At 43.8% G+C, this 16407-nt stretch carries 13 protein-coding genes; 5 read left to right on the top strand and 8 right to left on the bottom strand.

Annotated elements, in window-relative coordinates:
* Position 1: 1 nt before the first annotated feature.
* A complete protein-coding gene (locus AB1A65_RS15970; RefSeq protein WP_366590933.1) occupies positions 2–5560 on the bottom strand; it encodes an MG2 domain-containing protein in 5559 nt (1852 codons plus the stop codon).
* A 220-nt stretch (positions 5561–5780) separates the two neighbouring features.
* On the opposite strand from AB1A65_RS15970, the gene AB1A65_RS15965 reads away from it, so the two are divergent.
* Positions 5781–6194, top strand: coding sequence for a nuclear transport factor 2 family protein (locus tag AB1A65_RS15965; protein ID WP_366590932.1), 414 nt, complete (start codon positions 5781–5783; stop codon positions 6192–6194).
* Positions 6195–6197: 3 nt separating this feature from the next.
* Here AB1A65_RS15965 and AB1A65_RS15960 read toward each other — a convergent pair whose 3' ends face one another.
* Genes AB1A65_RS15960 through AB1A65_RS15940 form a run of 5 tightly spaced genes read right to left on the bottom strand, consistent with a single transcriptional unit; the run spans position 6198 to position 9342 of the window.
* Positions 6198–6989 (bottom strand): TPM domain-containing protein, encoded by a 792-nt coding sequence (locus AB1A65_RS15960; protein ID WP_366590931.1) that lies wholly within the window; start codon positions 6987–6989, stop codon positions 6198–6200.
* Positions 6970–7407, bottom strand: coding sequence for a TPM domain-containing protein (locus AB1A65_RS15955; protein ID WP_366590930.1), 438 nt, complete (start codon positions 7405–7407; stop codon positions 6970–6972). Before AB1A65_RS15955 ends, AB1A65_RS15960 begins: the two co-directional genes overlap by 20 nt.
* 2 nt (positions 7408–7409) lie before the next feature.
* Positions 7410–8009 carry a LemA family protein gene (locus AB1A65_RS15950; RefSeq protein WP_366590929.1) on the bottom strand — a complete coding sequence of 200 codons (600 nt, stop codon included), beginning with the start codon at positions 8007–8009 and terminating at the stop codon, positions 7410–7412.
* Positions 8010–8035: 26 nt separating this feature from the next.
* On the bottom strand, positions 8036–8365 hold the full coding sequence (locus AB1A65_RS15945) for a MerR family transcriptional regulator (protein ID WP_366590928.1): 330 nt from the start codon (positions 8363–8365) through the stop codon (positions 8036–8038).
* A complete protein-coding gene (locus tag AB1A65_RS15940; protein ID WP_366590927.1) occupies positions 8365–9342 on the bottom strand; it encodes a M23 family metallopeptidase in 978 nt (325 codons plus the stop codon). The genes AB1A65_RS15945 and AB1A65_RS15940 overlap by 1 nt, the downstream gene beginning before the upstream one ends.
* Before the next feature lie 123 nt (positions 9343–9465).
* On the opposite strand from AB1A65_RS15940, the gene alaS reads away from it, so the two are divergent.
* The 4 genes from alaS to AB1A65_RS15920 are packed head-to-tail and all read left to right on the top strand — an operon-like array spanning position 9466 to position 14337.
* On the top strand, positions 9466–12087 hold the full coding sequence (alaS, locus tag AB1A65_RS15935) for an alanine--tRNA ligase (protein ID WP_366590926.1): 2622 nt from the start codon (positions 9466–9468) through the stop codon (positions 12085–12087).
* Between the two features lie 3 nt (positions 12088–12090).
* Positions 12091–12747, top strand: a complete 657-nt coding sequence (locus tag AB1A65_RS15930) for a hypothetical protein (RefSeq protein ID WP_366590925.1) — start codon at positions 12091–12093, stop codon at positions 12745–12747.
* 15 nt (positions 12748–12762) lie between these two features.
* Positions 12763–13707: a GSCFA domain-containing protein gene (locus tag AB1A65_RS15925; RefSeq protein ID WP_366590924.1), complete on the top strand. Its 945-nt coding sequence runs from the start codon at positions 12763–12765 to the stop codon at positions 13705–13707.
* Between the two features lie 3 nt (positions 13708–13710).
* On the top strand, positions 13711–14337 hold the full coding sequence (locus tag AB1A65_RS15920) for a DUF4230 domain-containing protein (RefSeq protein ID WP_366590923.1): 627 nt from the start codon (positions 13711–13713) through the stop codon (positions 14335–14337).
* On the opposite strand, the gene AB1A65_RS15915 is transcribed toward AB1A65_RS15920, so the two are convergent.
* Both AB1A65_RS15915 and AB1A65_RS15910 read right to left on the bottom strand, forming a co-directional pair.
* Entirely contained in the window at positions 14305–16062 is a 1758-nt protein-coding gene (locus AB1A65_RS15915) for an aromatic amino acid hydroxylase (protein WP_366590922.1), read from the bottom strand. The two genes, AB1A65_RS15920 and AB1A65_RS15915, sit on opposite strands and share 33 nt — an antisense overlap.
* Before the next feature lie 100 nt (positions 16063–16162).
* The coding region (locus tag AB1A65_RS15910) for a DUF4136 domain-containing protein (protein WP_366590921.1) at positions 16163–16407 on the bottom strand (245 nt) is incomplete at its 5' end.

The following is a 16407-nucleotide window of genomic DNA, read 5'->3' as shown; positions in this document are numbered from 1 at the left end:
ATCACTGAACCACTTTAATCCAATTTCCTTTGTTCCGTGCTTGGTAGTTGTTGTCGTACATCGCTTCAGCTTGGGCTCCGGGCAAATAATAATCGCCCAAGAAAGAGGCATTCAATTTAATAGTAAAGGTTTTGGATTTTCTGGCCCCTAAATCAAAATACAGATGGGTACGGTCATCACGGGTATCCACATAATCTGCTTTTGTTGCATTTGGATTATTACCATCGGCGTAGGAAGTATCCACAATCTCCCATCCACTAGGTACAATATGGGTCAAGGCCAAGTTATCCACATAATCGTTGGAACTATTAAAAACCGTAATCTGCGCTTGCAATTCGGTACCTTGCCGTAATTCATTCACATTGATGGAATTTCCAATGGCATCCAAATACGCAATAGAAAGGTTCAGATTTTGCTGCTGGGCCAATTCTTCGCCTACAGGCAATTTCCCAGTCTGTGTTACGGTGGCGTAAATGGTGTTTCCTTGCCTATTTTTCACCTGAATATCCTCCTTAAAAGATGAAATGGTAATACCTCGTTGCGCAATGGCCCTATCGGTTTTTACAGAAACTTCCTTGCCATTGTTGGTAAATGTTAAATCGATGGATTTACCCCCATTTTTTTGCACCATTTTAGCCATGGACAAGAGGGCAAAAGCGGTTTCCTGGGTGCTATACCAGCTTTGGGACGAGAGGTTCTTCGCCAACGAGACAGCCAGTTCTCTTTGTTTGGAATCCCCAAGAATAACCATGGTTTCCAAGGCCATGGACCTATTTCTGAACACAGAACCGTAGGTTCTATAATCGTAATTGTTGGGTGTAAAGTTGATGTTTGCTTTTTGCGCAATGGCTTGTGCCACTTCTTTCTTGCCAACCAAAGCGTAGGCTGCCGCCAGTCGCCATTTGGCCTCATTGCTCAAGTTTTTGGATTCCCGAAGTCGGTTCATGGACGCCAATTCAGGTTGTTGCGCCAGCGCCAAAGTGTATAAACGGTAGGCCTGTGCAATATCATTATTGTAGTTGGTAGCGGCATTGCTCCATTGCCGGGCCGCGTTTTTCTGGTAGCGCAGCCAGTTGCTCAAGAAAGTCAGGGGCAATTGGTAGCCCTGTTGCTTGGCCTCCAACATAAAATGACCAGCGTAGGAGGTACCCCAATCATCGGCACTGCCATATCCGGGCCAATAACTTAACCCGCCATTTGGTGTTTGAAAATCCCCCAATCTGTTGATGGCCACCTTTATATTTTTCTCAATATCCTTTTTTCGTTCAAAAGTGATGTCCAACACATCGGCCAAGAACAATTGCGGAAATGCTGCTGATGTGGTTTGTTCCACACATCCATGAGGATAGCGAAGCAGGTAATCCATCCGTTTTGAAAAATCCATGGGCGGCAAAGTCGAAAATTCGATAAAGGCCTCGTTAGTGCCCGAAGTACCAAAAGTTTCAATGGAAATGGTCTGCAAACCATTGGCATCAATAGTATACAACTCGCTTCTTGTGGTGATGGGATTGGGGTTTTCCACATCAATTTCGGTTTCACTGCTGGCACTTTCACCAGCACCCGAAGCGGTCACTTTTATGGTTTGGAATGCCGCCGCAGGGTTGACTTTAAAATCAAAATTCACAATCTGCTCCCCAACCGAATTGAATGTGATGTTTTGGGTGGTTTCTCCGATGGGTTCCAAAGCCTTTCCTGCATTGATCGAAACTTTGACATTCTTTACTTTGGGCTCCATAGCAAAGACCGTTACGGGAATGGTTACGGTTTCTCCGGGAGACAATTTCCTCGGAATTGAGGTCAACACCATCAACGGTTTGCGCACGGGCGTGGTTTTTTCGGTATTGCCGTAGGCACTGTTGGTATTTCCAGCCACCACCATGGTGCGTACCGAGCCCACATAATTGGGCATGTTGATGGTGTGTGAAGCTTTTTCACCGGGTTTTAACGTAAATGGTCCCAAATAGGTGACGACAGGCTTAAATCGTTGTGCTTTTCGGTTTTTGGCACCAGCTCCAATGCCACCACCGCCAATTGCGTAAATGTTGTCCACACTGATGGAGTAAGCGCCCATGACATCATCAAAAATATCGAAGGTTTTTACACCAAGAGCCTGTCTTGCATAAAATGAGCTGTGGATGTCTGGGGTTTGAAATCGGGTCAAATCCAATAGACCTTCATCCACCACGGCCAAAGAATAGGTCATGGGTTTTTTATTGGTTTCGGAAACCGTCACTTTAAAGGATTTTTCAGGTTCCAACACATCGGGCATGGAAAGTTGGGGTTCCAAGAACGTGGATGGGTCATTCACCAAAAGGGGAACCACTCCGTACAATCGAATGGGTAAATCGTTGGCTACTTGCCCGTGGGGTTGCAATAATGAAATATTGATATAGGCATTCGGGGCCATTTCCGCCGTGATGGGAATGGTTGCTTTCGTTTCTTTGGCCGAAGTTTCTATCCATTGCTGGGACAGTACTTCGGTGCCGTTTTCTATGCTGATAAGGGCACGGCCCCCTCTATTTGAAGGGAAGGTGACGATGGCCTCTTCCCCTAGGTTATATTCTTCTTTGTCCGCCGAGAAAACCAAGATTTTGGAACTTTCTGCATCGTTGGAAGCAGGTCTTCGCCACCAGTTTCTGTAGAAATAAGCGGTACGCCCCGTAGCGTGACCAGAAACTTCATCGATAACCCGAATCAAGAATCTACCTCCGTCATCATCGGGAATATTGATGTTGAAGTTGGCTTTTCCATTGGCATCTGTGGTGATGTTCATTTCCTTGAATGGACGGTGAACGGTGGCATTTTCATAACGGGAGAGGTTATCATACCCCCGGTTCCACCACCAGCGCCATTCAATTTTAAACACTTGTACTTTTAGTTTTCGGTTGCTGGATGCATTTCCTTGCGCATCCACACTGACCACATTAAATGAGGTGTTTTCATCGGTCAAGAAGGAGCCATATTGCTTGGCTTCGGGCGATTTTAATCCCGCAAAATGGGAAAATGGGGCCAAATTCTTGGAAAATACATCAATGGAAAAATCTCCGCCTCCTTCAAAAACTTTGGTGGTGAAGGTGGCTTGCAGCATGCCAGGTGCATTGCCATTCACATTTATTTTCTCATTTATAGGCAAAATCCCATTGGCATCCAATTTGGAAGAAATCCACTGCAATTCAGTCTCATTGAAACTGCGCACAGGATCTTGAAAGACGTAGTCTTTAAATTTTGGGAAAGCGGTATTGGTTTGCCTTAAGGTAGCATTAATATCGATTTTAAGATTTCGAGCGGGTGCACCATGCAACCATTGCACCGTGGCTTTCCCTCGGTTATTGGAATTGGCGGTCAGTACGTCATCATCAAAGGCAAAATCGACCTTTAAGCGATTGGGTTTTACGGTGGCGACTTTTAGACTTTTATTGAACTGCGCTCCACCCACCACAATTTTGGCATTCCATGTTCCGGTTGGGGCATTGGCTTGGGTGGGAACTGGAAAATAATAGAATTTTTCCTCTTTTTTGGCGTACAAGCCATCAGACACGGGAGTAGTGCCTTCCGTTAGTACATTGCGCTGCACCAATTTGCCTCGTGCATCGGTAACTTCAAGCGTTACAGGATGACCTTTTGGAAGTGGGTTGGCGGCATCGTCCAGAACAAAGGTAAGGTGAGCCACATCACCGGGGCGATGCACTCCCCTTTCGGTATAGATAAAACCTTGAAGGCCGCTCTGCAACTCTTCTCCAGAAACATCAAATTGACTCAAGGAAAGGGCATTTCCATCCATCAATTTGGCATAGGCAAAATTATTGTCCTTTTTGGCCACAGCAAAGGCAACAGTCTTGTCTCCGTCATAAATGGCAAACCCAGAGGCGCCTGTGGTTACCTCTCCCAATAATTGCTGTTGGTAGTTGTACAGCTTTATTATAGTACCGGCCTCTGGTTTGGTGGTCAATAAATTGGTGGCCGTAAAATGGTAGGAGCGGTTATTTCCTTTTTTTACGATAAGGCCCAGGTCACTGCCCAATAGATTGGTAAAGGCAATTCGGGTATCATTGTAGTAGGCTTGGTGGCAGGGATTGTCACGTTCTTCCCAATTGTAGTCGTAATTACGCCAATAATAGATTTCATTGTCCCAATACTGCTCTTCCAAGGCCTCATCACTAGAATTTTGTGAGGCGTAGTCAACAGTGGTTTCTTCAGCACTATCCCCAGCTTCACAGGCATACGTAGTATGTTCTTTTTTAAAGCTGAATTCCACCCGGTACATAGATCCTGGGTGTACCTTGATCAATTCGGAAAGGTTCAAAGCGTGGGCTTTCCAATAGCTGGAATTTTCTGCCCCGGTTTCAGACAGCGGAATGACTTTATAGGCCACTCTACGACCCACGGGCCTTAAATCGGATAAATATTCGTTGGCTAAATTATTGTTTTGAAGGTACTGCAACATGTTGTTTTCATACACCTGAATGACCCGAACTTCCACAGCGGATAGGTTTACGGTTTCAAAATAAATGGGTGTGGAAGCTGCATTGGGCAAAATGGTCCCTTTGGAAATTAACCGGACATTGGGTTTTAATTGTTCAAAAGAGACGAGTTCTGAAAAGGTTTTGCTCAAGGTGAAACCATATTCACTTTTAATGCCTTCAAAGGCATTGACCCGTACCTCACCCAAAATGCGGTTGGAAGGGTAGACTTTGAGTACATTTCCATCAATTTCATATCTGAGGCTCTCGGCATTCTCAATGGTCACCAATCCATTCAGGTTTTGGTCTTGCTTTAGGGGTTCAGAAAAGTTGAGCTTTAAAACGGCATTGGGTGCAGACGTGCTGGTTGCATCCACAATTACAAATTTGTTGAGCCCGGGAATGGGATAGGTTTCTGAACCTTCATTATCGATACCCAATGCATCTCCTGTCCAATTGATGGTAAGTTCGCTATCATCGGTTGCCCGGGCAATACTGTCTATCCTGAAACTGAAATATTGGGCATTATCAGAAGTGTTGTCCCACTTTACTGGAATTGTTTTGTTGCCTTGCTGTACAGAAAGAACGTTATTTATTTTGGAGGCATCCAAAACATCGGAGGCATCCAAGGTCCCGGTCAAATATTGCCACTCACGGCTGTAGGATTGAAGGTTACCCAAGTTGATTTTAAAATTGGGCATGATGGTCTTAAAACTGAAGGTGTATTTTTTAAAATCACTTTCGATGTCCTCCATGAGCCTGTTCAAGGAGAGGGTGACCACATACTCCGTATTCGGTTTTAGATATTCCGAGGGTTGAAACGTAAGTTCCCTTCCATTTTCAATCATCAGGGTTCCCTCAATATTTGGAGAAATTTTAAGGTATTCCGAAGGTAGTTCTTGATTCAACTCATATTGCGTCAATTGTTGCGCCAGAACAATTTTAATGGGGGTTGAGATGCTTTGGTTTCCATGGGTGTGGTAACTGATGTAATCTTTGAATTTAAAGAGATTGTCCGTATCGTTTTGATCTGTCTTGTTTTTACAGGAGACAGCAAAAATCAATAAGAAAGCAATAGATAATCTGAAAAGCCTTGACATGCCGGATTGAAATTAATTAGACAATAAAATTCGCCATAGCCAAGATAGCTAAAAATAGGTAGGGGGCTTATTCTGATTTACGAATGGTACATTAGGATTTACGGATGGATGTTTTGGTAAAGATGTCTCATTGTGAAACATTTATGATTTCTCTAAGAAGTATGAAATGATAAAAGAAATATATTCATTCCATCAACAACCATCAAAAAACAATCACGTCATGATTTCAAAACACATTCTACTTTTTGTATCCGTATTAGCTTTTGGAACAGCTCAGGCCCAATCCGATTACCAACTGGTTGAACAGACGGTAAATTATTACCTGGATGGAGGGACCAACAATGATTTTGAAACCCTGAAAAAGGCATTCCATGAAAAGGCTACCATGAAATTCATTGGAAAAGAAGGCTACACCGAGGTGAACGCCATAGAATTTTTTCAAAAAGGAATGAAGCCTGGCCCCAAACAGAATAGGAAAACCCGGATAGCGGACATCACCATTGCGGGGAATGCGGCCAATGCCCGTTTGGAGATCGACTATCCCGATTTTACTTTTATTGATTTCATGAACCTGTTGAAAGTTGACGGGGAATGGAAAATTGTGAGCAAGATTTTTTATAGAAAAGTGGAGTAAGGGCTACCAACCTCCAGAGGCACCACCGCCTCCAAAACCACCACCGCCGAAGCCACCGCTAAATCCACCGCCGCCCCCGAATCCTCCACTGCCAAAACCGCCAGAGGAACCGGAACTACGGCCCATGTTGCTGAGTATGATCATGTCCCAAATGTCCAAACCGCTGCCTCGGCGTCCACCACCTTTGCCACCACCCTTGTTTTTGCGGCTCCAAAGAATGATCATGATGACAATAAAAATGATGAAAGGCAGTAGTGCTCTAAGCGGAAATCTTTGCTCACTGCCAAAGCTGCGTTCTTCCTTAAATTCTCCATTCAGAACTTGAAAAATGGCATCGGCGCCTTTGTCTAGTCCGGCATAATAATCCCCTTTTTTAAATTCAGGAATGATTATGTATTCAATGATGCGTTTTGACATAAAATCGGTAAGGGTGCCTTCCGTTCCATAGCCGGTATTGATGGCAATCCGCCTATCGTCCCTTGCCAGCAGGACGAGCACGCCATTGTCTTTATCCGCTTGCCCAATGCCCCATTTCTGACCCCATTGCGCTCCTAAATAGTTAATGTTTTCACCTTCGGTAGAACTGATGATTGCCACAACAATTTGGGTAGAGGTGCTATCCGAATACCGAATCAATTTTTGCTCCAGGGCATTGCTTTGCGAAGGGGACAATAGGTTTACATAATCGTAAACACTGGTCTGTTTTTGGGGCTTTTCTGGTATGGTGAGCTGCCCCCAACTTATGGAAATACATAAAAAAGCAAGTAGAAAAAGGCTAGCCTTTGGATATAGCATCGCTCAACTCATTGGTGTCGTTATGGTCCCAAGGAAAATGGGATTCCAGTTCTTTTCCGGCCATCAAGATGCCTTCCACAATACCCTGTTTAAACTGCCCTTTTTTAAAGTGGGCCGACATGACATCCTTGGTGGTGTCCCAAAATCCTTTCGGAACGGCGCGGTCAATGCCCGTATCGCCATAGATCACAAATTTTTTGTCATCCACTGCAACATAGATCAACACGCCGTTGCCTTCCTTAGTATTGTCCATTTTCAAAAAATGGAATAGCTGTTGGGCCCTGCTGAAATGATCTATTTTTGAGGTTCCCTCGATGTGCACACGGATTTCTCCCGATGTGTTCTTCTCGGCCTCCAAAATGGCATTGATGATTTCCTGTTCTTCATCGGCCGTTAAAAATTCCTCTACGTGTGGCATACCTAATCGAACTCAAAGTTAACCTCCGGTGCGTTCTCTGCACCAGCGTCGGCTTGGTAACGTGGCATTTCCTCAAAACCGAACCATCCAGCCAATATTTTTCCAGGAAATTTTGTAGTGTGGATGTCATAAAGGTTTACTTTTTCATTGTAACGGTCCCGCGCCACATTGATTCGGTTTTCGGTACCTTCCAATTGGGATTGTAGTTCCAAAAAGTTTTGGTTGGCCTTTAGCTCGGGATACCGCTCAACTGTTACCAAAAGTCTAGATAATGCCGATGAAAGTCCGGTCTGTGCCTGCTGGAATTCTGCCAGTTGTTCAGCATTGAGATTGTTTGCATCTATAGTGGTTGAGGTAGCCTTGGCCCGTGCTTCAATGACATCAGTTAATGTGCCTCTTTCAAAATCGGCGGCCCCTTGTACAGTTTTGACCAGATTTCCGATAAGATCGTTCCTACGTTGATAGGTACTTTCCACATTGGCCCATGCCGTTTTGGCGTCAGCTTGATATTCAACTGCTTTGTTGTTAAATCCTACAGCCCATTGGTATAGGCCAAAGACGATAACGACAACAATAATTAAGGGAATTAACCACTTTTTCATTTTCGTATGGTTTTAGTGTTTATTGACTAAAGTTGATCTTTTATTTTTAACAGTTCGGCTCGCACTTTTTGAAGTTTCTGAACGACCTCGAAGGTGGAAAGTGTTTTCTGTTTTTCTTCCTTCAGGTGGATTTTGGCACCTTCCAACGTAAATCCCCTTTCCTTCACCAAATGATAGATCAGTTGCAAATTTTGAATGTCCTGCGGGGTAAATTTCCGGTTGCCCTTGGCATTTTTTTTAGGTTGGAGTACATCAAACTCCTTTTCCCAAAAACGAATCAGGGACGTATTCACCCCAAAGGCCTTGGCCACTTCGCCAATGCCATAATACCGTTTTTCGGGAAGCTCTACGTACATTAATCGAGGGATTGGTTCTCTTGGTTGGCCAATTTGAGCATATTGTCAAACTCTTCCGCCGTTAAACTTCCATAGTAAAAGTTAATGGGGTTAATGCGTTCGCCGTCCTTGAATACCTCGTAGTGGACGTGGGGTGCCTCGGAACGACCGGTGCTTCCCACAAAGCCAATAAGATCTCCTCTTTTTACCTTTTGGCCCACGGTAACATTGTACTTGCTCATGTGTCCATACAGTGAAAGGTAACCATAGCCATGGTCTATCCGGACGTGTTTTCCATATCCTGATGATCTGTTATCAGCACGTGTAACCTTTCCATCCCCTGTGGCATAAATGGGCGTTCCCCGGGGAGCGGTAAAGTCCATTCCCCAGTGCATTTTACGGGCTTTGGTAAATGGGTCGGACCGCCAACCATAACCAGAGGCCATTCGTGTGAGGTCTTCATTACTAATGGGTTGAATGGCCGGAATGGAAGCCAATAGCTTCTCTTTTTCTTCGGCCAATTTGGCAATTTCATCCAACGATTTCGACTGTATCACCATTTGCTTTTGAATGATGTCCAACCGCTTCGTGGCATTTATGATGATTTCTGAATTGTTGAATCCTTCCAGGGATTTATATCGGTTGATTCCCCCAAAACCTGCTCTACGTTGCTCTTCCGGAATGGGATTGGCCTCAAAATATAGGCGATAGATATTATTGTCACGCTCTTCTATATTGGCCAAAACCTGCTCCATCTGCTCCATTTTTCGGTTTAGGATGTCGTATTGGAGTTCATAGTTGCGAACTTCACGCTCCAGCGAAAGTTCCTTTGGCGTATTGACCCATCTTGTATTCAATAATATGATAAGTCCGAGGAAACCGAACAAGGCCGAACCTACCAGAAATAAGAAGAGATTCCGGTATCTTTTGGATTTCTTCGGCTCAATCTTCCTATAGGAAAGTGTATCCGGGTCGTAATAGTACTTAACTTTAGACATGAAGGGATTTTATCCTATTTTTGCTCACCTGTCTACCAAAAGACAGGCTCTTTTTATCAAAACAAGCAAATATAAAAATTGTTTTGCTTAAAGTGTTAAATTTAAGAAAACCCTAGGAATTCAATGACATCCCAAGAAGTTAGATTGCAATTTTTGAACTTTTTTAAGGAGAAAAACCATAAAATAGTCCCATCAGCGCCTATGGTGATGAAGGATGACCCCACTTTGATGTTCACCAATGCAGGAATGAACCAGTTCAAAGAGTTTTTCTTGGGAAATTCCATTCCAAAGTCAAAACGGGTGACCGATACCCAAAAATGTCTTCGGGTGAGTGGGAAGCACAACGATTTGGAAGAAGTTGGGAAAGATACTTATCACCATACCATGTTTGAGATGTTGGGCAACTGGAGTTTTGGGGATTATTTTAAGAAAGAGGCCATTCAATGGGCGTGGGAATTGCTCACTGAAGTATATAAAATAGATAAGGATAGTCTATACGTTTCGGTGTTTGAAGGAAGCGATGACGACAATTTGGAGCTGGATCAGGAAGCGTATGATCTGTGGAAAGCCATTGTTCCCGAAGACCGAATCATTATGGGGAACAAAAAGGACAATTTTTGGGAGATGGGTGACCAAGGTCCCTGTGGTCCTTGTTCCGAAATCCATGTGGATCTCCGTTCCAAAGAAGAGAAGGCCAAGGTACCTGGAGCGTCTTTGGTAAACCAAGATGATCCGCTTGTGGTGGAAATCTGGAATTTGGTCTTTATACAATACAACCGAAAAGCCAACGGATCCTTAGAGGACCTTCCAGAAAAGCATATCGACACAGGAATGGGATTTGAGCGCTTGTGTATGGTACTTCAAAATGTAAAATCGAACTACGATACCGATGTGTTTACTCCATTGATTCGCGAGATTGAAACCATCACTGGCCATAAATATGGTAAAAAGGAAGAAACCAATATTGCGATTCGTGTAGTGGCCGACCATATCCGTGCCGTGGCCTTTGCCATTGCCGATGGCCAGTTGCCGAGCAATACGGGTGCAGGTTACGTTATCCGTAGGATATTGCGCCGCGCCATTCGCTACGGATTTACATTTTTGGAAACTAAACAACCTTTTATTTATCGGTTGGTGAACGTATTGAGTGAACGTATGGGGAAAGCTTTTCCGGAACTTCCGAAAAATCATCAATTGATAGAAAATGTTATTAAGGAAGAGGAAAACTCGTTTTTGAGTACTTTGGAACAGGGATTGGTGCTGTTGGATTCTGTGATTGCTTCATCAAAAAGCAAAACCATTGATGGCGAAAAGGCTTTTGAGCTCTATGACACCTTCGGGTTTCCTATTGACCTAACCTCGCTCATTCTTCAAGAAAAAGGATACCAACTGGATGTTGAAGGTTTTGAAAAAGCCTTGAAAGCGCAAAAAGACCGTTCCCGAGCTGCATCGGAAGTGTCCAAAGACGATTGGACAGTGCTACAGCAAGATGCTGAGCAGGAGTTTGTGGGCTACGACACCTTGGAATCCAACGTGAAACTGGTGAAATACAGAAAAGTCAGCAGTAAAAAAGAAGGTGACCAATACCAATTGGTGTTCAACCTGACCCCCTTTTATGCGGAAGGCGGTGGACAGGTGGGCGATAAAGGTTACTTGGAAGCCCCAAATGGTGATGTGGTTTACATCGTGGACACCAAAAAAGAGAACAACGAGATTGTGCATTTTGCTGAAGATCTTCCCAAGGATGTTTCGGGAACTTTTAAAGCGGTGGTAGATAAAGAACAACGCTTTCATACCGCTTGCAACCATACCGCAACACACTTGCTGCACCAAGCCCTTCGGGAAATTTTGGGAACCCATGTGGAGCAAAAAGGTTCAGCGGTGCATTCCAAATATCTACGATTCGATTTTTCACATTTCTCCAAGATGACCCCGGTAGAACTCCGTGATGTGGAAAACTTTGTCAATGCCCGTATTGCGGGTCAACTCCCCTTTGAGGAAAATAGAAGTATTCCCATAAAAGATGCCATGGAGCAAGGTGCTATGGCCCTTTTTGGTGAAAAATATGGTGATACGGTGCGCACGGTCCGCTTTGGGCAATCCATTGAACTATGCGGGGGAACGCATGTAAAGAACACAGCCGATATTTGGCATTTTAAAATTGTTTCTGAAGGAGCTGTTGCCGCCGGAATTCGGAGGATTGAGGCTATCACCTCAGAAGCGGCCAAGGAGTTCTTCTTTAAAAACAACCAGATGTTGTTCGAGATAAAGGATGTATTGAATACTTCCCAAGATCCTGTGAAAGCTGTTGTCAGTTTGCAAGAAGAGAACGCTAGTCTAAGAAAACAAGTGGAGCAATTGTTGAAGGACAAAGCCAAAGGGCTCAAAAATGACTTGATTGCCGAGTTGAAGGACATCAACGGGATTCAATTCTTGGGCAAAAAAGTGGATTTGGATGCAGGTGGCATAAAGGATTTGGCCTTTGAAATGGGAGGTCAGGTCACTAATTTATTCTTGCTGTTGGCCTCAGAAAATGATGGAAAAGCCATATTGTCCTGTTACATTTCAAAAGATTTGGCGTCCAACAAGGGACTAAACGCTGGAAACATTGTACGGGAACTGGGCAAGCACATTCAAGGTGGTGGGGGCGGACAGCCCTTCTTTGCCACTGCGGGAGGTAAAAATCCCAGCGGTATTCCAGCCGCCTTGGCCAATGCCGAGGAGCTAGTTCGGGCAACAAGATAAGGTATGAGATTCTTCAAAATAAGAGAGTTCAACTGGAAGTATATCTTCGGAGAGATTTTTCTGTTGTTTGTGGGCATCAATTTGGCCATTTGGTTCAACGATTGGAACGCCTCTAAAACCATTCAGAAAAACAAGGAAATCGCTCTGGAAAAAATTGAAGGGGAAATCGAAAACAACTTGGAGCAATTGGTAAAAGACCATGAATCCAACCAAAAAATACCTGCCTTTTTTGCCGAGATGGACAGTATCAAAAGTGAAGAAGGAACGATAATAGCTTCTCCCGAAGCTATGCACTACTTCGTTAAAAAGTATCCTGAATTTGTCAGAAAATTAGATTCCATCTCTGTTGGAAATGGACTTTACCATTACAATCTCGATTCTTTCATCAATCTAGAAATCACGGACTTGAGCAGTATTGCTTGGGATGTATCCAAATCCACAGGAATTTTCCATGAATTTGGGTACGATTGTCTGTACGACCTTCAGAAGTTATACAATACCCAAGATTTGGTGAAAAATGAACTCAACAAAGCTACAGAAGCATTGCGAAATAAATCCATGCCGGATTTGATGAACACCTTGGCTATCATGAAACAATTGGAAGAGCAGTTGGAAACGCAGTACAAGGATATGCTAGAAAGCATTGATGACTGTAAATAACGTATCTTACGTTTCATGAAACTCCAAACCACAGTTCCCTTAAAAAAGACGGAGAATCCCGTTGATTATAAGAGTAAATTGCTGCTGATGGGCTCCTGTTTTGTGGAAAATATGGGAGGGAAACTGGATTATTTCAAGTTCCAACAACTACAGAACCCTTTTGGGATTCTATTTCATCCGGTTGCTATTGAAAACTTGGTAGCACGGTCATTGGAAAATTGTCATTATAAGGAAGCTGAAGTTTTTGAAAGTGATGGCATTTGGCATTGTTTTGATGCCCATTCCGATTTAAGATCAAAAAACCCGGAAGTTTTGTTGCAATTGCTCAATCAAAGGTTGAATGAAACCAAGGCCGCTCTAACAAATGCCTCACATGTCATCATAACTTTGGGAACCGCATGGGTCTATTGGCATAAAGCAACAAATAATATGGTGGCCAATTGCCATAAAGTTCCCCAGAAGGAATTTACCAAAGAATTATTGCCCATTGAGGTAATAGCGACCAGTCTTCAAAATATGGTAGAAAAGGTTGCGGAAGTAAATCCTGAAGCGCAATTGATTTTTACCATTTCCCCCGTACGACACCTCAAGGATGGTTTTGTGGAAAATCAGCAGAGCAAGTCCCATCTCATTTCAGCAGTTCATAAAGTACTAAAAGGACACGATGTGTCCTACTTTCCAGCCTACGAAATCATGATGGATGAACTGCGTGATTATCGCTTTTACGGAAAGGATTTAGTGCATCCCAACGCATTAGCGGTAGCGTATATTTGGGAAAAGTTCAAATCCGTTTGGATTGATGAGGGTTGTTACTCCATAATGGAGGAAGTCGATAGTATCCAAAAAGGGCTTTTACACCTACCATTTAACCCAGATTCTGAGGCCCACCAAAAGTTTGAAACATCTCTTCGGTCAAAAATTACGTATCTTCAAGAGAGGTATCCTTTCATGAAATTTTAAAAAATGAAGAAAGTACTCGTTGGGGCCATCATTGCTCTAGCTTCGGTTTTAATCTATAAATCCTGTGCCGATGAGCGCGAACAAAGGACGTTGCTCCAAGAAAGTTCCATGCTTATTCAACAGGAATTGAAGAACGTTTCCAAGCTCATTGTTACCGAAGGTCATTTTACGGAAGTCTATAACTACAAAGACTCGCGTGAGTTGTTCGGTTCTTTGGTCACGGCGGATAAAAAGGCCTTGGTGGTGGCCAATGCAGAGGTCACTATCGCATATGATCTTTCCAAAATTACCTATGATGTGGATGAGGCCAATAAAACCATCACGATTACCCAAATTCCAGAGGCGGAAATCAAGATAAACCCAGATTTTGAATATTATGATGTTACGGCGGATTATTTGAATCCCTTCAAGGCTGCGGATTACAATTTGATTAAAAAAAATGTCAACCAGTCGTTATTGAAAAAGATTGAAGCCTCTACCTTGGTCTCAAATGCAGAAAACCGACTGCTCAGTGAACTTTCGCGAATTTATGTATTGACCAATACCTTGGGTTGGACCTTGGTGTATGGGGAAGAACCTATCAATTCCACGGAAGAATTACTTGACCTCCGTAAAGCTATGGTCGATTAGTTCAATACCATCATCAATCAAATGCCCCACTTTGGGATTGTTTTGTTTGATGGACTCCAAATGCTCCAAAATTTCTTGCTGAAAGGCTTCATCATTTCCTTTTTTGGCCAATTCGTACAATTCTACGGGCAATAACCAATCGTTGGGATGGTTTTCTGTTAGTGCTTTAAAAACCTTATTTCGGGAAATGGTGGTGTTTTTTCCTTCCCTAAACTCCCTTACCTGTAAATAGTATTGCTCCAGCTGTTGGCGCTCTGCACTTTTCTTGTGTTTGATAGTGGTTTCGGTAATCTCATGCGTGATGAGGTCAAAACTGTTTAAATCCGCAGGGCCATTAAAGGCGGAGACCACCTGTTGTCCCACGGCCATGTGGTACAATCCCCATTCCGGTTTAAAGATGATTTCCCCGTTGTAGGTCACTGTACAATCTTGAAAGGTCACCAAAATAATTTTACCCTTAAGATTTCGCGTTCCGGTGATGATGGTACCTTCTACGGTCACCCCACCTTCAAATTCCAGGATTATTTGTTCCCCTTCATAAATTTTATAGGCTTTTAGATCCCGCGGACCCATATCCTCAATGGCAATGTTTATGCCTTTCAGTTTACCGATGGGCGTTCCAAAACCTTCAGGGTGCTGTGCAATGCTATGGCCCACCAATTCTTTTTCACGATACGCCAAGGCCGTTGGCCCTTTGGTTTGTATATAGATGGGTTTGCCCTCGTGTTCCATGACTTTGTTAAAATTCCCAGATATCTGCAATCCGGTGCTGAGCTCGATAGTTCCCAGTTCTTTGGAATTAATCAGTTTTAGAACCCCGGAAAGGCCGCCTTTACGCAAGGCCATGGTATTGGCAAAGTCTTCCAACACCTGGCTCAAAAAGGCAAAATCAGGAGTAACGAAGAGTTGCGGCTGCGGTTTGGTAATATCAAACTCAGTATGTGCAGCTTCTAAGGAATACGGAAGCTTTTTCACTTTGTCCGTCATGCACCATGCACTTTCCCCGATGGAGGACAAAAGACCAGCGCCATAAATTTTTGGGTTTTCCACGGTGCCGATAAGGCCATATTCCACGGTCCACCAATGCAAATTTCGGATGAGGGCCATTTCACTGGGGGTGCCCATATTCTTTTGAAGGTGCTCAATATGCTTCTCAGCTTCATCAATTTCTTCCTGTGGTGTACCGGCCGCTTCTTTGATGATAGACAAATGCCGCACAGCATGGTAGAGCTCGTAATCCTTTGCGCTTGAAATCGCCTTGCAACCAATTTCCCCAAATCGCCGCAGATATTCAGCATACTCCGGATTGGCAATAATCGGAGCATGTCCTGCCCCTTCATGAATGATATCTGGTGCCGGGGTGTACTCAATATTTTCTAACTGGCGGATATCCGAAGCAATCACCAACACATTGTACGCCTGGAATTCCATAAAGGCCGAAGGTGGGATGAAACCATCCACGGCCACAGCGGCCCAACCGATTTCCTTCAAAATCCGGTTCATGCCGTACATATTGGGAATATGGTCAATGGAAATACCGGTTTTCTTCAACCCATCCACATAAGAACTATGCGCCACCCGGCTCAAATAGTCTACATTTTTCCGCATCACATAGCGCCAAACGGCTTGATCAATAGGCGAATAGGCCTCATAATGCTGTGGTTTTATAAACTGCTTGAGGTGTTTGGGCAACTTGTCCAATATGGGATTCGATTCGTAGCTCATAAACGTGTTTTCCTTTTTTTAAAGGTACAAAATCGAAATGGGTCTATCCTAAAACCCAAGGCGTGGGAAACAAAAAACCGCTCAACGAGCGGTTTGTATGTTAATTCGAGGCGACGGCCGTTGTAGGGGGATACTCCTGTAGAATTTGAGAGACAAACTCCCGGATACGTTCCTCTTTTCTTTCTATGTTCTTAGTGTTGTTTAAAGTGCCTACACCACGACCCTGCCAAACCAATTCTTTTTTGTTCGCATCGATGACATCAATATAAAGGGAACCTTCGGTGCGGGTGCTTACATTGTTGCCACCCCAGCCCCAGCCCCAACCAGGACCCCAGACCCAAGGGT

The organism is Allomuricauda sp. ANG21 (genome assembly GCF_040705235.1).
Lineage (GTDB): Bacteria > Bacteroidota > Bacteroidia > Flavobacteriales > Flavobacteriaceae > Flagellimonas > Flagellimonas marina.
The sequence above is the reverse complement of the archived record's forward strand: the minus strand, read 5'-3'. Positions and strand labels throughout refer to the sequence as shown.